The 19,465-nt window shown below is 70.0% G+C and carries 21 protein-coding genes; 9 read left to right on the forward strand and 12 right to left on the reverse strand.

From position 1 onward, the window contains the following. Nucleotides 1-28: 28 nt before the first annotated feature. On the reverse strand, nucleotides 29-925 hold the full coding sequence (locus EV193_RS29260; protein ID WP_130348175.1) for a hypothetical protein: 897 nt from the start codon (nucleotides 923-925) through the stop codon (nucleotides 29-31). Between the two features lie 84 nt (nucleotides 926-1,009). On the opposite strand from EV193_RS29260, the gene EV193_RS29265 reads away from it, so the two are divergent. Next, nucleotides 1,010-3,649: a valine--tRNA ligase gene (locus EV193_RS29265; protein ID WP_130348176.1), complete on the forward strand. Its 2,640-nt coding sequence runs from the start codon at nucleotides 1,010-1,012 to the stop codon at nucleotides 3,647-3,649. 77 nt (nucleotides 3,650-3,726) lie between these two features. On the opposite strand, the gene EV193_RS29270 is transcribed toward EV193_RS29265, so the two are convergent. Then, nucleotides 3,727-4,473, reverse strand: coding sequence for a helix-turn-helix domain-containing protein (locus EV193_RS29270; RefSeq protein ID WP_130348177.1), 747 nt, complete (start codon nucleotides 4,471-4,473; stop codon nucleotides 3,727-3,729). 228 nt (nucleotides 4,474-4,701) lie between these two features. On the opposite strand from EV193_RS29270, the gene EV193_RS29275 reads away from it, so the two are divergent. Then, nucleotides 4,702-6,033 carry an amidohydrolase family protein gene (locus EV193_RS29275; protein ID WP_130348178.1) on the forward strand — a complete coding sequence of 444 codons (1,332 nt, stop codon included), beginning with the start codon at nucleotides 4,702-4,704 and terminating at the stop codon, nucleotides 6,031-6,033. A 123-nt stretch (nucleotides 6,034-6,156) separates the two neighbouring features. Here EV193_RS29275 and EV193_RS29280 read toward each other — a convergent pair whose 3' ends face one another. Beyond that, nucleotides 6,157-6,753 (reverse strand): helix-turn-helix domain-containing protein, encoded by a 597-nt coding sequence (locus tag EV193_RS29280; RefSeq protein ID WP_242613759.1) that lies wholly within the window; start codon nucleotides 6,751-6,753, stop codon nucleotides 6,157-6,159. A gap of 210 nt (nucleotides 6,754-6,963) precedes the next feature. Between EV193_RS29280 and EV193_RS29285 the strand changes: the two genes are divergently transcribed. After that, nucleotides 6,964-7,542: a TIGR03086 family metal-binding protein gene (locus EV193_RS29285; protein ID WP_130348179.1), complete on the forward strand. Its 579-nt coding sequence runs from the start codon at nucleotides 6,964-6,966 to the stop codon at nucleotides 7,540-7,542. 10 nt (nucleotides 7,543-7,552) lie between these two features. Here the strand turns inward: EV193_RS29285 and EV193_RS29290 are convergent, their stop codons facing one another. Next, nucleotides 7,553-8,143 (reverse strand): TetR/AcrR family transcriptional regulator, encoded by a 591-nt coding sequence (locus EV193_RS29290; protein ID WP_130348180.1) that lies wholly within the window; start codon nucleotides 8,141-8,143, stop codon nucleotides 7,553-7,555. A gap of 82 nt (nucleotides 8,144-8,225) precedes the next feature. Here EV193_RS29290 and EV193_RS29295 point away from each other — a divergent pair, with 82 nt between their 5' ends. Then, nucleotides 8,226-9,116 (forward strand): oxidoreductase, encoded by an 891-nt coding sequence (locus EV193_RS29295; RefSeq protein WP_130348181.1) that lies wholly within the window; start codon nucleotides 8,226-8,228, stop codon nucleotides 9,114-9,116. Between the two features lie 167 nt (nucleotides 9,117-9,283). Here the strand turns inward: EV193_RS29295 and EV193_RS29300 are convergent, their stop codons facing one another. Beyond that, nucleotides 9,284-10,045, reverse strand: a complete 762-nt coding sequence (locus EV193_RS29300) for an SDR family NAD(P)-dependent oxidoreductase (protein WP_130348182.1) — start codon at nucleotides 10,043-10,045, stop codon at nucleotides 9,284-9,286. An 84-nt stretch (nucleotides 10,046-10,129) separates the two neighbouring features. Next, entirely contained in the window at nucleotides 10,130-11,092 is a 963-nt protein-coding gene (locus EV193_RS29305; protein ID WP_130348183.1) for an alpha/beta fold hydrolase, read from the reverse strand. Nucleotides 11,093-11,179: 87 nt separating this feature from the next. Here EV193_RS29305 and folC point away from each other — a divergent pair, with 87 nt between their 5' ends. Together folC and EV193_RS29315 are read left to right on the forward strand one after the other, a co-directional pair. Beyond that, nucleotides 11,180-12,547, forward strand: a complete 1,368-nt coding sequence (gene folC, locus EV193_RS29310) for a bifunctional tetrahydrofolate synthase/dihydrofolate synthase (RefSeq protein WP_130348184.1) — start codon at nucleotides 11,180-11,182, stop codon at nucleotides 12,545-12,547. Beyond that, the gene (locus EV193_RS29315) at nucleotides 12,544-12,921 is read left to right on the forward strand and encodes a DUF4233 domain-containing protein (protein WP_130348185.1); all 378 of its coding nucleotides are present in this window, start codon (nucleotides 12,544-12,546) and stop codon (nucleotides 12,919-12,921) included. Before folC ends, EV193_RS29315 begins: the two co-directional genes overlap by 4 nt. A gap of 204 nt (nucleotides 12,922-13,125) precedes the next feature. Here EV193_RS29315 and EV193_RS29320 read toward each other — a convergent pair whose 3' ends face one another. After that, on the reverse strand, nucleotides 13,126-13,488 hold the full coding sequence (locus EV193_RS29320) for a GntR family transcriptional regulator (RefSeq protein WP_130348186.1): 363 nt from the start codon (nucleotides 13,486-13,488) through the stop codon (nucleotides 13,126-13,128). A 77-nt stretch (nucleotides 13,489-13,565) separates the two neighbouring features. On the opposite strand from EV193_RS29320, the gene EV193_RS29325 reads away from it, so the two are divergent. From EV193_RS29325 to EV193_RS29335, 3 genes are read left to right on the forward strand one after another with little or no spacing between them, the layout of a single operon-like run. Next, a complete protein-coding gene (locus EV193_RS29325; protein ID WP_130348187.1) occupies nucleotides 13,566-15,092 on the forward strand; it encodes an alkaline phosphatase D family protein in 1,527 nt (508 codons plus the stop codon). Nucleotides 15,093-15,148: 56 nt separating this feature from the next. Further along, nucleotides 15,149-15,559 carry a nucleoside-diphosphate kinase gene (gene ndk, locus EV193_RS29330; RefSeq protein ID WP_130348188.1) on the forward strand — a complete coding sequence of 137 codons (411 nt, stop codon included), beginning with the start codon at nucleotides 15,149-15,151 and terminating at the stop codon, nucleotides 15,557-15,559. Between the two features lie 4 nt (nucleotides 15,560-15,563). Beyond that, the gene (locus tag EV193_RS29335; RefSeq protein WP_130348189.1) at nucleotides 15,564-15,950 is read left to right on the forward strand and encodes a RidA family protein; all 387 of its coding nucleotides are present in this window, start codon (nucleotides 15,564-15,566) and stop codon (nucleotides 15,948-15,950) included. 21 nt (nucleotides 15,951-15,971) lie between these two features. On the opposite strand, the gene EV193_RS29340 is transcribed toward EV193_RS29335, so the two are convergent. From EV193_RS29340 to EV193_RS29360, 5 genes are read right to left on the reverse strand one after another with little or no spacing between them, the layout of a single operon-like run. Beyond that, nucleotides 15,972-16,571, reverse strand: coding sequence for a DJ-1/PfpI family protein (locus EV193_RS29340; protein ID WP_130348190.1), 600 nt, complete (start codon nucleotides 16,569-16,571; stop codon nucleotides 15,972-15,974). Nucleotides 16,572-16,588: 17 nt separating this feature from the next. Next, nucleotides 16,589-18,193: a serine/threonine-protein kinase gene (locus EV193_RS33860; RefSeq protein ID WP_207222858.1), complete on the reverse strand. Its 1,605-nt coding sequence runs from the start codon at nucleotides 18,191-18,193 to the stop codon at nucleotides 16,589-16,591. Between the two features lie 27 nt (nucleotides 18,194-18,220). Further along, nucleotides 18,221-18,400: a DUF397 domain-containing protein gene (locus EV193_RS29350; protein WP_130348191.1), complete on the reverse strand. Its 180-nt coding sequence runs from the start codon at nucleotides 18,398-18,400 to the stop codon at nucleotides 18,221-18,223. Between the two features lie 4 nt (nucleotides 18,401-18,404). After that, entirely contained in the window at nucleotides 18,405-18,590 is a 186-nt protein-coding gene (locus EV193_RS29355) for a DUF397 domain-containing protein (RefSeq protein ID WP_130348192.1), read from the reverse strand. Then, nucleotides 18,581-19,450 carry a helix-turn-helix domain-containing protein gene (locus EV193_RS29360; protein WP_130348193.1) on the reverse strand — a complete coding sequence of 290 codons (870 nt, stop codon included), beginning with the start codon at nucleotides 19,448-19,450 and terminating at the stop codon, nucleotides 18,581-18,583. Before EV193_RS29360 ends, EV193_RS29355 begins: the two co-directional genes overlap by 10 nt. Nucleotides 19,451-19,465 lie beyond the last annotated feature (15 nt).

Consider the following 19,465-nt stretch of genomic DNA (forward strand, 5'->3'; position numbering starts at 1 on the left):
TAGGAACCCCGCACCGGGAACGCCGTGCTCATCCCGGGCAGGTCGACTCGCTGGGCAGTGGTGCTGCGGGGTCGTAGAACTTCCTCGGATCGTCCTTCGTGCCGCCCGGCGTCTGCTCGCTGTGCGCCGGCGCCAACTCGCCACGCTTCAACGCGCCGCACGCCATCGAGTAGTGGTAGCTGCTGATCTCGCCGAACGCGAGACCGCGTGAACCGACCGTCCACTGATCGCCCACGTACAACGGGTAGGCCGCCTGGAACCGGTCCACCGACACGATGTCGTGCACGTCGGCCAGCTTCTTCGGCGCGTCGGCGTGGAACGCGTAGGCGAACAGGTAGTCGGTGTGCACGATCAGCTCGCCGTCCGGCCCCGGAGCCGCCCACATCCGCCCGCTGACCTTCGGCGCGACCGGCAGCAGCCGGAACCCCGGCGCGATCCTGGTGACCTGCGCGTACGCCGTCCCGGGCTTCTCCCGCACGAGTTTCAGCAGGTGAGCGCGCTCGTCCGGGGAGATCAGCGCGAGCACCGGCGCCAGGTCGTGCCGCTCGATCACCGCGCGGTCGAGCCTGGTCGCGATCAGCAGCGTGCGCACCCGGGCGTAGGCGTCGGCGACCTGTGCCGCGGTGTGCTTGCCGATCGGTGCGGCCGGCGGCGCGACGATGCCCGCGTCGCCGTTGGCCCAACCGGCGGCGTGCGTCCCGGTGAACGGCGCGGCGAGGTCGACCACCGCGTCCGGCACCATCGCCCCTGGCGTCGTGGTCGGACCCGAGGAGACCACCGGTGCCGCGTCTCTGGTGACCGCCTCGCGAAGATCGTCTCTGGCGAAGTAGGCCAGCGTGCCGAGGATGACGATCAGCAGGAGCGGCGAGACGAGCTTGCCGAGCACCTTGTTGCGGCGCTCGCGCCCGGACGGGTGATCACTCACGGCACTGACACGTCGCAGGGTGGCGGATGGTTGCATCGGGTAATGCGGATGAGCGGGCGCGGGCACAGTTCGTAAACTCTGTGCATGACCGACGACACCGCACCGCGTACTGATCTGCCGACCGCCTTCGATCCGGCGGCCACCGAGGCGGAGCTGTACCAGCGGTGGGTAGACGCCGGTTACTTCGCGGCCGATCCGCACAGCGACAAGCCGCCGTACACGATCGTGATCCCGCCGCCCAACGTCACCGGGTCCCTCCACATGGGACACGCGCTCGACCACACGCTGATGGACGCGCTCACCCGGCGCCGCCGCATGCAGGGTTACGAGGCGCTGTGGCTGCCCGGCATGGATCACGCGGGCATCGCCACGCAGAACGTGGTCGAGCGGGAGCTGGCCAAGGACGGCAAGTCCCGCCACGACCTCGGGCGCGAGGCGTTCGTCGAGCGCGTGTGGGAGTGGAAGGAGTCCTCCGGCGGGCAGATCCTGCAGCAGATGCGCCGCCTCGGCGACGGCGTGGACTGGGACCGCGAGCGGTTCACCATGGACGACGGGTTGTCCCGCGCGGTCCAGACGATCTTCAAGCGGCTGTTCGAGGACGGGCTGATCTACCAGGCCGAGCGCATCATCAACTGGTGCGTGCGGTGCCACACGGCGCTGTCCGACATCGAGGTCGAGCACTCCGACGACGACGGCGAGCTGGTCTCGATCCGTTACGGCACAGAGGATGACGGCATCGTCGTGGCCACCACGCGGGCCGAGACGATGCTCGGTGACACGGCCGTCGCCGTGCATCCGGACGACGAGCGGTACAAGCACCTGATCGGCACCGAGGTGGAGCTGCCGCTGACCGGCCGCAGGATTCCGATCGTCGCCGACGAGCACGTCGACCCGGAGTTCGGCTCCGGCGCGGTGAAGGTGACCCCGGCGCACGACCCGAACGACTTCGAGATCGGCCGCCGGCACGAGCTGCCGATGCTGACGATCATGGACGAGCGCGGCGCGATCACCGCGCACGGCCCGTTCCAGGGGTTGGACCGGTTCGAGGCGCGGCCCGCCGTGGTCGCCGCCCTGCGCGCGGACGGCCGGATCGTCGCGGAGAAGCGGCCCTACGTGCACGCGGTCGGGCACTGCTCGCGGTGCGACACGGTGGTCGAGCCGCGCCTGTCAGTGCAGTGGTTCGTCAAGGTCGAGCCGCTGGCCAAGGCCGCGGGTGACGCGGTCCGCGACGGCCGCACCACGATCGAGCCGCCGGAGTTGGCCAAGCGCTACTTCGACTGGGTGGACAACATGCACGACTGGTGCATCTCGCGCCAGTTGTGGTGGGGCCACCGGATCCCGGTCTGGTACGGGCCGAACGACAAGGTGGTGTGCGTCGGGCCGGACGAGGAGCCGCCGTCGGGTGACGAGTGGCACCAGGACCCGGACGTGCTGGACACCTGGTTCTCCTCGGCGCTGTGGCCGATCTCCACGCTCGGCTGGCCCGACGAGACGCCTGACCTCGCGAAGTTCTATCCGACCAGCGTGCTGGTCACCGGCTACGACATTCTCTTCTTCTGGGTCGTCCGGATGATGATGTTCGACCTGTACGCGATGGCAGATCGTGGGCCCAGCCGTGCTGTGCCATTTCATACGGTCGCGCTGCACGGGCTGATCCGCGACGCGTCCGGCAAGAAGATGTCCAAGTCGCGCGGCAACGTGATCGACCCGCTGCGCTGGCTGGACACCTACGGCGCCGACGCCACGCGGTACACGCTGGCCCGCGGCGCGAACCCGGGCAGCGACATGGCGCTGGCCGAGGACTGGGTGGCCGGATCGCGCAACTTCGTCACGAAGTTGTTCAACGCCAGCAGGTTCGCGCTGATGAACGGTGCCACGGTGGCCGGTGAGCTGCCCGCGCGCGATCAGCTCACCGACGCCGACCGCTGGATCCTGGACGGCGTCGACGCGCTGGTGTCCGAAGTGGACGGTCACTTCGAGGCGTTCGAGTTCGCCAAGCTGTGCGACGGGCTCTACCACTACACCTGGGGCGAGTTCTGCGACTGGTACCTCGAGCTGGCGAAGGTGCAGATCGCCGAGGGCGGCGCGCGCGCCGAATCGACGCGGCTGGTGCTCGGGCACGTGCTGGACACGGTGCTGCGGCTGCTGCACCCGATCGTGCCGTTCGTGACCGAGTCGCTCTGGACCGCGCTCACCGGCGGCGAGTCGCTGGTGATCGCGGCGTGGCCGAAGTCGCTGGGTGCCGAGCGCGATACCGTTGCCGCGCAACGGATCCACGGCGTGCAGAAGCTGGTCACCGAGATCCGGCGGTTCCGGTCCGAGCAGGGGCTCAAGCCCGGCCAGCGGGTGGCCGCCCGACTGTCCGGTGTGGACGATGCCGGGCTCGGTGACCACGTGACGGCGGTGCGCACGCTGGCCCGGCTGGACGAGCCGGCCGACGGCTTCACGCCGAGCGCCTCGATCGAGGTGGGCATCGGCGCGGCGGTGGTCGTGGAGCTGGACCTGTCCGGCGCGATCGACTTCGCCGCCGAACGCAAGCGGCTGGAGAAGGATCTGGCCGCGGCGCGCAAGGAGCTGTCGCAGAACGAGGGGAAGCTGGCCAACCCGAAGTTCACCGACAAAGCCCCGGCCGACGTGGTGGCCAAGGTGGCGGCTCGCCGGGACGCGGCGATCGCCGACATCGAGCGGATCACCGGCCGGCTGGACGCCCTGCCACCTGCCTAGTACTACAGGGCCTTCGGCGTGTCGTGAGCCAGGCTAACGGGTCGAGCCCGCTGAACCTTTTAGCCGCGCTAACGGGTTCAGCGGGCTCGACCCGGTTGTAGCCCTGTAGTACCAGCCGACGTCGTGGTCGTGCCGGCCAGGATCTGCTCGACCTTGCTGATCATGTCCTGGCTGAGTGCGGTGAGAAACCGCGCCGCTGTCTCCAGCCGGGCGCCGGTCGGTGTGTTGGGGTCGAAGATCCGCGTGCCGTCGCGGGCGGTGTCGGCGAGCATGGCGTTGGCCCGCGCGCTGGCTAGAAGCGACCGGTACCAGACGTCCTCGCCGATGGCGTAGTGCTCGCGTCGCCCGGGTGCTGAGGAGTGGCGCTGGAGGAGTGCTTGGCCTTCCAGATAGCTGACCGCCTTGGACACCGATGAGGGGCTGACGCGCAGCCGCCGCACCAGGTCCGCGGAGGTGAGGGTGCCGCTGTCGCTGAGGTAGAGGCAGCTGAGCACCCTCGCCATCATGCGCGGCATTCCGGTGCTGACCAGTATCGTGGCGAGCTGTTCGGCGAACTCCCGCACGGCCTCAGGGTCGCGGCCGTACGGGTCGGTGAGGATCGGTGCCGCCGGTACGGGCCGCGTGCTCCGGCGGGCGCGTTGCCGGGTCGCCCCGTGAGCCTGCTCGGCCCGGTACCCGCTGTGGCCGCCGTTGCGGTTCACCTCCCGGCTGATCGTGGAGGTGGGCCGGGCGAGCCTGCGGGCGATCTCGGCGTGCGACACCCCCTCGGCGAGTCCCGCGGCGATCTGCCGGCGGTCCTCGAGCGTGAGCCTTCCACCGGGCATCGCGGTCCCTCCCGTCGTTCGTGCGGAGTGTTGCATTCGTGCGCTGCTCATTGCAAGGACGACGGGGAAGGCGTTGCATTCGCGTGTAAGTCCATTGCAATGATTCGACGTAGATCTCTTGTATACAAGGAAATTCGACAGAGACTTCTTGACGAGTTGACGAATGCAACGTAGCTTTCGGTGCATCGGAAACGGTCGACGTTGGGGGAGAGCATGATCGGGAACGTCATGGCAAGGCGTGTCCACCGCAGGCCGGCCATCCTGCTGGGCACGGTGCTCGCCGCGGGGCTGATCGTGGCCACGGCGGAGGCTCCGGCGTCGCCGGACACCGCCCAGGCGCCGCAAGCCACTAACACCTTCCTGGTTCGAGACGTTCGCATCTTCGACGGCGTCCGGGCCACTGGCGTCGGCTCGGTACTCGTCGTCGGCGGCCACATCGCCGCGATCGGCGACCTCGCCGCTCCCCGCGGCGTCCCGATCCACGACGGGCGCGGCAAGACCTTGCTCCCCGGTCTGATCGACGGACACACGCACTCGTTCGCGTTCTTCGGCGCCGATCCGGCCGTGGACGGTCGGGACGCCCTGCGCTTCGGTGTCACCACTCAACTGGACACGTGGGGCGATCCGGCCCGGATCCCCGCCGCGCGACGGCAGCGCCAGTCGTGGCAGCGCACCGACCAAGCCGACGTGTGGTCCTCCGGCGACCTCGTCACGGTCGAGAAGGGGCTGCCCGCCGACACCGTGCCGAACCTTCCGAAGATCGCACGGCTGGGGCCGGGCGACGACCCGGGCCGGCTCGTCGCGGATCGGGTCGCGGAGGGCTCCGACTTCATCAAGTTCATGCTCGACGACGGCAAGATCTTCGGACTGGACTTTCCCACGCTCAGCCCGGCGCAGCTTCGCGCGGTCGTCGCGGCCGCTCATCGCCGTGGCCGCCTGGCGGTCGGTCACGTGGCCGCGCTGAACCTCGCCAGGATCGCGGTCGACGCCGGCGCCGACGGCCTGGTCCACATCTTCATCGACCCGACCGACGACGCGTTCGTCCGAGCGGCTCGTGCGCGTGGCACCTTCGTCACGCCCACACTGTCCATTGTGGACTGTGGACGCGGCTCCGACGATCTGCTGCGCGACCCGCGGGTGCATCCGTACTTGTCCGAGACGCAGCTCCGGGCCCTGCGGAACAGGCAGCCCGGCTGCCCGCCGACCCTGCTCCAGATGGCCGCGAGCAACGTGCTGCGGCTGCACTCGGCGGGCGTGCCGATCACCGCGGGTACCGACGCCGGCGGTGGCGGCGCCTTCGGTTTCTGGGCACACGGCGCCACTCTGCTGGCCGAGCTGACCCATCTCGTCGGCGCGGGCCTGACCCCGGCGCAGGCGCTCGCCGCGGCCACCGCGGCTCCGGCTCGGATCTACGACCTCGCCGACCGTGGCCGGATCGCTCCCGGGCTGCGCGCCGATCTGCTGCTGGTCAACGGTGATCCGACCGAGGACGTCGCCGCCGTCCGCGATGTCGCCATGATCTGGAAGAACGGCTACCCGGTCGACCGCGCCCCTCGCTGACGTCGACCTAGTACTACAGGGCCACAACCGGGTCGAGCCCGCTGAACCCGTTAGCGCGGCTAAGAGGTTCAGCGGGCTCGACCCGTTAGCCTGGCTCACGACACGCCGGAAGGCCCTGTGGTACTAGTATCGCTCGGCGTACCGCGTGGGCGGCTCGCCGAACATCTTCTTGAAGTCGCGGGCGAAGTGCGCCTGATCGGCGTACCCGAGCTCGGCGGCGAGCGACGCCCAGTCGATCTCCGCGCCGTTGGCCAGCCGCTCGGTCACCTCGTGCAGCCGGTAGCGTCGGATGACCCATTTCGGCCCGATGCCGACGTATTCGGCGAACAACCGCTGCAACCGCCGGACACTGGTGTCCAGTTCGCGCGCCAGCGAGTCGACCCTCGTGATCATCGGGTTCGCCGCGATCTTCGCGACGATGTCCGCGACGTCGTCCGCGGTGGGATCGGGCTCGGGCAGTCGCGCGAGGAGGAACCGGTCGACGGTCTCCACGTCGACCGGTTCCGGCAGCTCGGGGCCGAACACCGCACCGGCGTCGATCGACCGGTCGGTGATCGTCGAGACGGACGCGCGCAGGAACGGCCGGAAGCAGCCGGGCCGGAACGCCACTCCGAACACGCCGCCGGTGCCGTCCAACACCTTGATCTGGTGCCCGCTGTGCACACCGTTCACCGTCGCGCGGCCGTCTCGGAAGGTCAGGTGCACGTTCGGGTACGGCACGATCAGTTTGCCGGTAGGGCTCCTCGTAGGTCCAGGAGACCAGCCAGTAGCGCTCGACATAGCGGGCCAGGTCCGGCGACGGGCTCGGGAACGTGTGGCGCTGGAACGTCGTCCACGCACTCCCGAGTTCGCGCGCGTCCCTGGTCATGCCGCGAGTCTAGAGTCGCGTTTGTTCAAGACAGCCGCCGCCGGCAGTGCTTTCCTGGCGCCATGTCTGACGCACAGCTCGTGGCTCGCGCGGCCGCACCCATGGTGGAGATCATCAACGACATCAAGCCGGACCAGCTCGGCATGCGTACTCCCTGCGCCGAGTACGACGTCCGCAAGCTGGTGAACCATCTGCTGTTCTGGGGACCGTCGCTGGTCGGGGCCGCGTACAAGGAATCCGTGCCTCCTCCGGCCGAGGCCGAGACGGACGTGGACCTGACCGAAGGTGACTGGGCGGCCGTGCTCGACGCGCACGTCGCCCGTCTCGTCGAGGCCTGGAGCCGGCCCAGCGCGTGGGAGGGCGTCACGAGCATGGGCCCGATGGAGCTGCCGGCGCCGCTGATCGCCGGCATGGTCGTCGGCGAGCTGGTCATCCACGGTTGGGACCTGGCACGGGCGACCGGCCAGCATCCGGCGTGGGACGAGGACGTCCTCGAATACCTGCTCGAGGAGGTCACGCGCAGCGCCGAACAGGGACGGCAGATGAAGGTCTACGGGCCCGAGGTGATCGTGCCGGCCTCGTCCGCCACCGTGGACCGCGTGCTCGGCCTCGCCGGCCGCGACCCGTCTTGGGCGGGCTGACCGGTCGGGCCTACGCCTCCGGGCGGATCGCGCGGGCGAGGTCGCTCACGAGAGCGTCGAGTGCCTTGTCCGCGCCCTCGGCGGGCAGCATGCCGCTGGCGCGCAGGCTGGCGAACCCGTGCAGGCTGGTCAGGATCAGCATGCTGACGCGGGTGGGGTCACCGGAGCGGACCTTGCCCGCACGCTGTCCGTCCACGATCATCCCGAGGACGACCTCGCCGAGTCGCATGCCGGCCTCGAGCAGCTCGGCGGGCACGTCGGGAGCGTGCTTGTTGGTGTACATGACGTCGAGCAGCGCCGCGTCCTTCACCGCGAAGTCGACATAGGCGGCCGCCGTCGCGCGAAACCTCGTGGAGAACGCGCCCCGGCGGCCAATCGCCTCGGCCATCACCTCGCTGAGGCGCTGGAAACCCTTGAGCGCCAAGGCGTCCAGCAAGGCGCGCTTGTCCTTGAAGTGCCGGCTGGGCGCGGCGTGGCTGACCCCGATCTCGCGCGCCAGCTCGCGCAGTGACAGCGCCTCGACGCCGCGCTCGCGCAGCATCTCCAGCGCGCCGTCGAGCAGCGCGGCACGCAGGTCTCCGTGGTGGTAGCGGGGGGCCATGTCCATCACCCTAGCTGAGGATGTTGTCAGCGTCATCAATGTTGGCATTGACATCATAGTTGACGCTGCCTACATTCGAGTCATGACGAAGAACTGGAGCACCGAGAACCTGCCGGACCTGACCGGGCGCACCGCCGTCGTCACCGGCGCCAACAGCGGGATCGGCCTGAGCGCCGCCCGTGCGCTCGCCGAGAAGGGCGCGCACGTCGTCCTCGCCGTACGCGACCGGGCCAAAGGTGAGGCGGCCGCCGCGACCATCGACGGAAGTACCGAGGTGCGCGCGCTCGACCTCGCCGACCTGGCGTCCGTGCGCGCCTTCGCCGAGGGCTGGAGCGGCGACATCGACCTGCTGATCAACAACGCCGGCGTGATGCTGGTCCCGCAGCGCGCCACGGCGGACGGCTTCGAGATGCAGCTCGGCACCAACCACCTCGGCCACTTCGCGCTGACCAACCTGCTGCTACCGCACGTGACCGGCCGGGTGGTCGTCGTGGCCTCCGGCGCGCACTGGCGCGGCAAGATCGACTTCGACGACCTGAACAGGACCAAGCGCTACTCGTCGGCCGGCGCCTACGCCCAGTCCAAACTCGCCAACCTGCTGTTCGTGCGGGAACTGCGCCGTCGACTGACCGAAGTGGACAGTCCGGTGCTGGTGACGGCGGCGCACCCCGGCTGGGCGGCGACCAACCTGCAGGGCCACACCGAGCGCCCGCTCCTGCACGCCTTCATGGCCGTCGGCAACAAGCTGTTCGCCCAACACGCGGACGCCGGTGCGCTGCCCACCCTCTACGCGGCGACCGCCGACCTGGCCAGCGGTGACTACATCGGCCCGAAGGGGATCGGCGAGATGCGCGGTGCCCCGGCGCTCGCGAAGCGCAGCAAGGCGGCGCACGACCAGGCCCTGGCCACCCGGCTGTGGGCCGAGTCCGAGCGGCTGACCGGCGTCACCTTCCCGCTCAACGCCACCGCTTGACGCCGTCACCCGAACGCGCGAGTCCCGCGCTGTGCACCAGCGAGTCCCGCGCTCATGCAGGCCCATCCGGCTGCTCGAGCGCGGGACTCGGCGTGTCTGAACGCGGAACTCGCGCGGTGGTGGCCCATGTGGACAGTCCGAACCGGACCGTCCACATCGGACCGTGATCAGCGGGTGGTGAAGCCGCCGTCGACGGCGAGCGCGGCACCGGTGACGAACGTCGACTCGTCGCTGAGCAGGAACGCCGCGAACGCCGCGATCTCCTCCGGCTCGGCGATCCGGTTGACCGGGTGCAACGCCGCGATCGCGGCCCGGTCCTCCGGCGTGGTGCCCATCGTGCTCCGGAACAGCGGCGTGTCCACACCACCGGTGACCAGGGCGTTCACCCGCACGCCCTGCTCGGCGGTCTCCAGCGCGGCCGCGCGAGTCAGGCCGACCACGGCGTGCTTGGCCGCCACGTACGGCGACACCGAGGGCATGCCGACCACCCCGAGGTTGGACGCGTTGTTGAGGATCGCGCCACCCCCCGATTCGAGGATCGCCGGGATCTCGTGCCGCATGCTGTGGAACACGCTGGTCAGGTTCGCGTCGATCTCGGCGTGCCACGCGTCCGGGTCGATGTCCTGCACCGGGCCGAACGCGCTGACCGTGCCGGCGTTGTTGAACGCGCCGTCGAGCCGCCCGAACTCGTCCACCGCGGTGCGGACCAGCGCGGCCACCTCCTCGGGCGCGGTCACGTCCGTCGGCACGAACACCGCCCGTCCGCCGCGGGCGCGGATGCCGGCGGCCACCTCCTCGCCGACGTCCTTGCGACGCGCGCCCAGCACCACGCGGGCGCCTTCCGAGGCGACCCGCTCGGCGACCGCCCGTCCGATGCCCGACGTGCCACCGGTGACCACGATCACCTTCGAGTCCAAACGAGACGACATTGGTTTTCCCTTTCCTGGCTTGATGAATCGAGTTCGAGTCAAGCCGGGTGAGGGCCGCGATGCTGGCAGCTTTCGGCCGTCGCGTTAGGACCCGGAGGACATCTCGTTCGGATCGCCCGGCCGCCCGTCGCGCAGCATCGTGCGCCAGCGCGCCGCGTCGTACTCGGCGGGCGAGGTGGTCTCCATGAACTCGTCCAGCACGGCGACGAACCGCTCCGGGTCGTCGTGCTGCGGGAAGTGCCCCGACGACGGGAAGATCTCCAGCCGGCTGCCCGGCATGGCCGCCCGCGCCACCGCGGCCTGCTCGGCCGGCACGATCCGGTCGTGCTCGCCCCAGATCAGCAGCGTGGGGATCCCGGTGGCCAGGTAGCTGCGGTCGAGCAGGGTCACCACCTGCCCGCGCTGATCGACCACGGCGCGCAGTGTGCGCAGGAAAGCCTTGCGCGCCCTGGGTTCTCGCAGCAGCTGGTACCGCCGCAGCACGTACGCGAGATCGGTGCGAGTGCCCATCCCGGACAACCCGGGCACGGCCGACAGCACGAAGCTGATCACCGAGCTGACCGGCGCCGAGGTGACCGCGGGCAGAGCCAGTTCGGCCCACGGTCCGGCCGCGAGCCGGAGCATCGGGTGTACCGCCCGGCCCGCGCCGCCTCCGCACACCAGCACCAGTCGCTCACAGCGCTCCGGGAACTGGTAAGCGAACTGGGCGGCGACCCCGCCGCCCAGCGAGTGGCCGATCACCGTGACCCGCGAGATGTCGAGCACGGACAGCAGATCGCGCATCCCGCAGGCGTAGGCCGCCGCCGAGTAGTCCGCGCGCGGTTTGTCCGAATCGCCGTGGCCGAGCAGGTCCGGCGCGATCACCGTGTACCGCTTCGCCAGATCACCGAGAACGGACTGCCAGGTCTCCGACGAGTCGCTGATGCCGTGGATGAGCAGCAGCGCCGGGCCACGTCCGCCCACGCGGTACGCCCGGCGGTAGCCGTGGATCGTACGGAAACGCAGGCTGACGTCCAGCGGCTCGGGTTCGATCGCGGGCACGGCCATACCTCATTGCGCCGCACCACTGTTGTGTGCGCGTTTCCGCAGGGTTGCGGATGAGTTCGCACCGCGGCCACCACCTAGACTGCCCGCGTGTCCGTAGTGGATCCCGAAGTGCTCGAGGCGTTGCGTGCGGTCGAGGCCGAGCTGAACCAGCGCTGGCCGGAGACCAAGATCGAGCCGTCACTGGAGCGGATCGCCGCGCTCGTGGACATCCTCGGCGAGCCGCAGCGGACCTACCCGGTGCTGCACGTGGCCGGTACCAACGGCAAGTCGTCCACCTCGCGGATGATCGACTCGCTGCTGACCCGCATCGGGCTGCGCGTCGGCCGGTACACCAGCCCGCACCTGCAGCTCGTCACCGAGCGGATCGCGCTGGACGGCTCGCCGATCGCCCCGGCGGCCTACGTCGACGCCTACACCGATCTCCGCCCCTATGTGTCCATTGTGGACGAACTGGGCGGGCCGGCGATGAGCAAGTTCGAGGTGCTCACCGGGATGGCGTTCGCCGCGTTCGCCGACGCGCCGGTGGAGGCGGCCGTGATCGAGGTCGGCCTCGGCGGCTCCTGGGACGCGACCAACGTGGCCGACGCGAAGGTCGCCGTGGTGTGCCCGATCGACGTCGACCACGTCGAGTATCTCGGCGACGACGTGACCGCGATCGCCAAGGAGAAGGCCGGCATCGTCAAGCCCGGCTCGGTCGCGGTGCTCGCCGAGCAGCGCCCCGAGGTCGCGGCCGTCCTGCTGGAGCGGTGCGCCGAGGTGGACGCCACGGTTGCCCGGCAGGGGCTGGAGTTCGGCGTGCTGGAGCGCAAGGTCGCGGTCGGTGGCCAGATGCTCAAGCTGCAGGGGCTCGGCGGCGTGTACGACGAGATCTTCCTTCCGCTGCACGGCGCGCACCAGGCCGGCAATGCCGTGCTCGCGCTGGCCGCGGTCGAGGCGTTCTTCGGCGCGGGTGCCGGCCGACAGCTCGACGTGGAGGCGATCCGCGAGGGTTTCGCCGGCCTCGTGGTGCCCGGCCGGCTGGAGCGCGTCCGGCAGGCGCCGAGCGTGTTCGTGGACGCCGCGCACAACCCGCACGGCGCGCGGGCGCTCGCGGCGGCGCTGGACGAGGAGTTCGACTTCCGCAAGCTGGTCGCCGTGGTCGGCGTGATGGCCGACAAGGACGCGCGCGGCATCCTGGAGGCGCTCGATTCGGTGGCCTCCGAGGTCGTGGTCACCCGCAACTCCTCGCCACGCGCGATGGACGTCGACGAACTGGCGACGATCGCGCGCGAGGTGATCGGCGACGATCGAGTGTTGGTGGAGCCGAGGCTGGACGACGCGATCGAGACCGCCGTGCGGCTCGCCGAGGAGATCGTCGACAGTGGCGAGCCGATGTCCGGCGCCGGCGTGGTGGTCACCGGATCGGTTGTCACCGTGGGTGAGGCGCGCGCCCTGTTCGGCAAGGAGCCCGCGTGAGCACGCCGATCAAGGATCCGCTGAAATCGTTCGGCGGGGTGATCGCGGCGACGCTGATCCTGGAAGCGATCGTCGTGCTGCTGGCGATGCTCGTCGTGGCGAAGGCAGACGGCGGGCCGACCACCTTCCAGCTCGTCGTGGTCGCCGTGCTCGGGTTGGTGCTGATCGTCGGCTGCCGGTTCGCCAGGCGGCCGTGGGCTGTCCTGTTCGGGCTGGCGATGCAGGGCGTGCTGGTTCTGGCCGGGCTCATCGTGCCGGTGCTGGCCATCGTCGGCGTGATCTTCGCGGCGGTGTGGATCTACTTCCTGATCATCCGCCGCTTGGTGGCGCGCAAAATGGCCGAGGGCACACTGCCCAGCCAGCAGGTCGACTAGGAGTGGGCTGAACAAGGCCCGCGAGGTGGTGGCCCACCACCACGTTGGGCCGTCTGTGCATCACCCTCACGTTCTCCGCGCCCTGATGATCGTGGTTGACCTGGGCTTTCTCCGTGGCTGAGGGACTTTAGCGGGCTAAAGTACGCAAAACATGAACGGAGCGATCGCTAAGTTTCAGACAGCACGACGTTGTTCAGCAGCCGCTTAGCGAGCCTCGTCGAGGGCGGCCTCGATCATGCGCAGCGCCTCGTCCCGGCCGATGCCGAGCGCGGTCGCGTTGGCCGCGTACTCCCGGGCGGCGCGTTGCACGGCGGCTCGCGCGCTCTCGCCGGCCGCGCTGACGTAGGTGCCGGCCCTGCCGCGCGTCTCGACCAGGCCCGCCTCCTCCAGTTCGCGGTAGGACCGGGCGACCGTGTTCACCGCGATGCCGAGATCGGCGGCCAGCGCCCGCACGGTCGGCAGCCGGGTGCCTACGGCCAGTGTGTGGTCGATGATCTGCCGCGCGATCTGGCCACGCACCTGTTCGTACGGGGGTTCGGCTGACGACGAATCGATGTCGATCTGCACGGGTGAACCGTACGTGTTCACCGCGCGGACGGCCGCAGTTGGTGAGGCCGCCGTGTTCCGGAGTTAGAAATCCGGCCATGACGAGCAGGCGAACGATTCTCCGTGCGGGACTGGTCGGATCGGCGGCACTGGCGACGGGTGCGCTGAGTGCCACCCCGGCGGTCGGGTTGACCAGGTCCGGGCGTCCGGTGCTGACGCACGGCGTGCAGTCGGGTGATGTGCGCACGGACGGCGCGCTGGTGTGGACGAGGGCGGACCGGCCGTCGCGGATGCTGGTCGAGGTGTCGCCGGACCCGTCGTTCACGCGGTCGCGGCTGATCACCGGGCCGGTGCTCACGCCGGAGACGGACGGCACCGGGACCGTGTCGCTGCGGCATTTGCCGCCGGGACAAGAGATCCACTACCGGGTGCGCGCCGAGGATTTGGACGGGCGGGTCGCGAGCGAGCGGCTCACCGGATCGTTCCGTACGGCACCGTACGGTCCCGCGCCGGCGCGGTTCGTGTGGACGGGTGACACCGCCGGCCAGGGCTGGGGGATCAACCCGGACATCGGCGGCATGACCGCGTACGCGTCGATGGCCGCCCGCGAGCCGGACTTCTTTCTGCACAGCGGCGACACCGTGTACGCCGACGGCGTGCTCGCCGAGACGGTGACGCTGCCCGACGGCCGGGTGTGGCGCAACATCGTCACGCCGGAGAAGTCGAAGGTGGCCGAGACGCTCGCCGAGTACCGTGGCCAGTTCGCCTACAACTTGCTCGACCACAACGTGCGCGCGCTCGCCGCACGGGCGCCCATGATCGCGCAATGGGACGACCACGAGGTCACCAACAACTGGTACCCGGGTGAGGTGCTGGTGGACCCGCGCTACACCGAGAAGCGGGTGGATGTCCTTGCCGCGCGCGGGTTCCAGGCGTTCCACGAGTGGCTGCCGATCGACACCGCGCGGGCCGTCGACGGGCGGGTGTACCGGAAGTTCCACTACGGCGCGCACCTCGAGGTGTTCGTGCTCGACATGCGCAGCTACAAGGACGCCAACAACGCGCCGCGCGACGGTGCCGGGCATGTGCTCGGCGAGCGGCAGGCGCGCTGGCTGGTCGACGGCCTGCGGCGCAGCACCGCCACCTGGAAGATCATCGCGGCCGACCTGCCGATCGGGCTGGTGGTGCCGGACGGCGCGGGGATCGAGGGCGTGGCCAACGGTCTGCCCGGTGCGCCGGGAGCCCGGGAGCACGAGCTGGCCTGGGTGCTGCGGTCGATCGCCGGCCGGGTGCGGAACGTGGTGTGGCTGACCGCGGACGTGCACTACACCGCGGCGCACCACTACTCGCCGGATCGCGCGGCCGTCGGCGACTTCGACCCGTTCTGGGAGTTCGTGTCCGGGCCGATCAACGCCGGCACCGGTGGCCCCAACCCGCTCGACCCGACGTTCGGCCCGAAGGTGGAGTTCACCCACCACCCGGCCGCGCCCGGCGGCGGGCCGATGGACGGGTACCAGCACTTCGGCGAGATCGAGATCGATCGCGGCGGCGAGCTGACCGTGCACCTGCGCGACGGTGCCGGCACCGCGTTGTGGACGAAAACCCTGCGGCGACATGGCCGTTGAGGCGTCGGATAGGCTGCGCGCACCTGGTAACACCGCACAAAGGAGTACGGTCCGTCGTGTCTGAGCGCACCCTGGTTCTGGTCAAGCCCGACGGCGTCGGCCGTGGTCTCGTCGGCGAGGTCATCTCGCGCATCGAGCGCAAGGGCCTGACGCTGGCCGCCCTCGAACTGCGCACGGTGAAGCGTGACATCGCCGAGCAGCACTACGCCGAGCACCAGGGCAAGGGGTTCTACGAGAGCCTGCTCGAGTTCATCACCTCCGGCCAGGTCGTGGCCCTCGTCGTCGAGGGTGAGCGCGCGATCGAGGCGTTCCGCCAGCTCGCCGGCGCCACCGACCCGGTGAAGGCGAACAACGGCAGCATCCGCGGCGACTTCGCCACCGTGGTGCAGAACAACATCGTGCACGGTTCCGACTCGCCGGAGTCCGCCGCGCGCGAGATCAAGCTCTGGTTCCCGGACCTCGGCTGACCGCGTGGAGGCGATCCCGCACAGCCCAAGCGACGGCGTCTACCCGCCGACCGGCGACTACGCGCACGCCATGGAAGTCCGTGGCGCACAACGGTTCCTGTTCGTCTCCGGCACGATGGGGCTGGACCACGACGGGGTCGCCGCTGAGACCTTGACCGAGCATCTCGAGCTGATCTGGTCCAACATCCGGGCGATCCTCGCGTCGGCGGACATGACCGTGGACAACATCGTCCGGGTCACCAGCTACCTGCGCGACGTCGACTACGCCGGGCCGAACGCGGTGGCGCGAGTCGCCGCGCTCGACGGGCGGGTGGTGCCGACCACGGCGATCGTCGCGCAGACGCTGGCCGACGACTGGCTGGTCGAGATCGAGGTCATCGCCGCCGGCTGATCTCCTTGTGCCACAAGGGGATCAGACCGGGGGAGCGGGGTCGTACTGGATGCCACGCCGCACCTCGCGCGCCCGCTCGGTCGAGCTGAGCCGGGCGACCAGGTGCAGTGCCATGTCGATGCCGGCGGAGACACCGGCCGAGGTGATCACGTCGCCGTCGTCGACGAACCGGTCCTCGGGGCGCACCTCGATGGTGGGGTCCAGCTCGCGCAGCAGGTCCAGCGACGCCCAGTACGTGGTGGCCGGCCGGTCGCGCAGCAGGCCGGCCGCGGCGAACACCAGCGCGCCGGTGCACACGCTGGTCATCAGCGGCACGGTGGCGCTTTGGGCGCGCACCCATTCCAGGTATGACTCGTCGGCGAGCTGCGGACGGGTGCCCCGGCCGCCGGGGTGCAGCAGCACCTCCATCGCCGGCGCGTCCTCGAAGCTGTGGTGCGGCATGATCGTGAGGCCTTTGGCGCACGCCACGGGCTTGCCGTCGCGGGACAGCGTGAACACCTCGTAGCCGTCGTCCGGGAACGCCTTGGCCCAGTACGCGAGCACCTGCCAGGGGCCGACCGCGTCCAACTCCTCGACGTCCGGGAACAGCACGATGCCGATCTTGCGCGGTTGATCAGTCATGCCGCCAGTCAACCAGGTCAGCCGCGTCCGATGCCGGCCATCACCGACTTGGCGATCTCCTGGGTGGCCGGCCGGCACTGCGGCGTGACGCCGTCCGGCGTGCTCGACCCGCCGAGGCTCACCACGATCGCCACGTTCTTGTCCAGCACGGCCAGCTCGCAGGAGTCGGGCCGGCCGGCCAGGTTCTTCGACCAGACGGCCCGCTCACCGAGGCCGACGTCGGCGTTCTCCGAGCCGGCCGTCGCCCGGTTGAACCAGTCGGCCGATTTCTGCGCGCCGCTGCTGACGTCCTTGATCGACCGCAGCAGCTTGACCTGGACGTGCAGCGTGACGTCGCCGTCCGGCCCGCCGCCCTGTGCCGCCCAGAAGCAGTGTGGCGTGTCGGTGTTGTCCATCGTGGCTCTGCTCGTCAGGTGCTCGCGCCCGCCTGCCGCGGTGGCCGACAGCTCCTGACAGGTGGGCGCCTTGCCGTAGGCGTCGGCGTACGCCTCGGCCGGCGTGGTCGGTGCGGACCCGCCGCCGGTGCTGTCGCCGTTGGTGAGCAACAGGAACGCCGTGACTCCACCGCCGACGAGCACCGCCACACCCGCGATGATTCCGGCGATCAGGTTCTTCGACGGGCGTTTCCGTTGTGGCGCAACGGGTTTCTGCTGGCTGTAGACGGGCGCGATGGGCCGCGTCTCCTGGCTGACCGTGGTCGGCCCGGCGTGTGCGGCGACGGTCGACGTCGGCGTGGCGATCGTGCGGTCCGGGTTGGTGAACCGGGTGACGTCGGCCTGCTGGCGGGCGATGAGGTCGTGCACGGCGGGCGGCCACGGTTTGGCGGCGGGTGGCACGCGGCCGACGAGTGCGAGCAGTGCCCGCGGGCTGGGGCGCGCCTCCGGCTGCTTGGCCAGGCACGGCTCGATGATCCGCAACAGCCGTTCCGGAACGCCTGTGAGGTCGGGCTGGTTGTGCACGACGTTGTAGAGGGTCGCGGGGGCCGACGGTCCGGCGAACGGGCCTCTGCCGGTGGTGGCCATGGCGAGAATCGTGCCCAGGGAGAACATGTCGGACGCGGGCGTGAGATCGCGGCCCTCGGCCTGTTCCGGCGACATGAAGCCGGGAGAGCCGATCACCGAGCCGGTGTGCGTCAGGTCGGCGTTGCCCTCGGCGGCGCGGGCGATGCCGAAGTCGATCACCCTGGGGCCGTCCTCGGCGAGCAGCACGTTGGACGGCTTGAGGTCGCGGTGGATCAGCCCGACGCGGTGGATCTCGGCCAGCGCGGTGGCCAGCCCCGCGGCGAGCCGGAGCACGGATTCCTCGGGGAGTGGCCCTGTGGTGTCCAACGACGGGCCGATCACGAACGTCGACGCGAGCCACGGGATGTCGGCGTTCGGATCGGCGTCCACCACGGCCGCGGTGTAGGCGCCGGAGACCATGCGCGAGGCGTCGACCTCACGGCGGAACCGGGCGCGGAAGTCCTCGTCCCGCGCGAAACCCGAGTGCACCTGTTTGACGGCGACGAGCCGCCCGTCCGGCGCGACACCGAGCGCGACCGTGCCCATGCCACCCTGACCGAGCGAGGCGATCAGGTGATAGTTGCCCACCTCGCGGACGTCGGACGCCCCCAATTCATGCATGCGCGCATCGTAGTGGGGTGGACGTGATCAGGCGCGCACGTGTCGGATGAAGACCCGGAAACCGTTGTCGGACAGGGAAAGCCGTGGTCCGCCGGTGTTCTTGGAGTCACGCACCGCCGCCGTAGGGCCGGTGTAGGCCAGCTCGACGCAGTTGCCGTCGCCGCCGTCATTGCTTCGGCTGCTCTTGCGCCAGTGGGTGGGACGCATGCGATCAGCCGCGCACGTGTCGGACGAGAGCCCGGAAGCCGTTGCCGGGCAAGGCGATGCGCGGTCCGACGGTGTTTTTGGAGTCGCGCACGGCGGCGTCGGGTCCGATGTAGGCGAGTTCGACGCAGTTGCCGTCGCCGCCCCCATTGCTTCGGCTGCTCTTGCGCCAGGACGGGCGGTTCAGCTCCACGGCACGTCTCCTATGCGGCCCTCCTCCCACACATCGGCGAGCCGCGCGAACGCACGGGAGGACTCGGTTTCGTCGAGGGCCATCTTACGCACTTCGGTGAAGGTCACGCGCAGTGTCGACGTCTCGTCCCGCTTGGGCAGACGGAGGCTGCCGGCGGGGTGCTCGTGATACCCGATGTCGTCGATCGTGTGCGGCGGGAACATCAGCAGCGAGAACGACCCGCGAAGGCCAGGGGTGAGTCCACGCGCGATCGGTAGCATCTGCAGGGTGATGTTCGGATGGTCGACGGCCTTCGCCAGGTAGCGCAGTTGGTCGGCCATGATCGACGCCGAGCCGATCGGATGGATCAGCGCGACCTCGTTGACGATCGCGTGCAGTGTCAGCGGACCACCCTCTTCCAGACGCCACCGCCGGTTGATCCGGATGGCGAGATGCCTGTCCACATCGGACGACGGGAACTGGTCCTCGAACAGCGAGCGCGCGTAGCCCTCGGTCTGCAGCAGCCCGGGAACGTAGCCGAACTCGTAGTTGTGCACGCCTACCGCCTCGGCCTCCAGCGCCACATATCCCTGCGCGGTGAGGCCCAACACTCGCCACCACGGGCGTTTCGCCGTCGCCCTCGCCATGTCGATGAGTCGTTCGCGGTCGTCGATGGAGGCCCCGTAGTAGTCGAGCAGCGCGCGGACGGTGAAGGCGTCGACCGACTGCGCGCCCAACTCGATGCGGGCGAGCCGGCTGCTCGACATGTCGAGGTCCGCCTCCACTTGTTCCAAGGTGATGCCCATACCGACTCGGAGCGCCCGGAGTTCCCGGCCAAGCTGGAGGCGGCTGATCAACGGGCTCACAGGAGGGTCGGCCACTGCGTGTCCTTTCGT

This window comes from Herbihabitans rhizosphaerae (assembly GCF_004216555.1).
Classification (GTDB): Bacteria; Actinomycetota; Actinomycetes; order Mycobacteriales; family Pseudonocardiaceae; genus Herbihabitans; species Herbihabitans rhizosphaerae.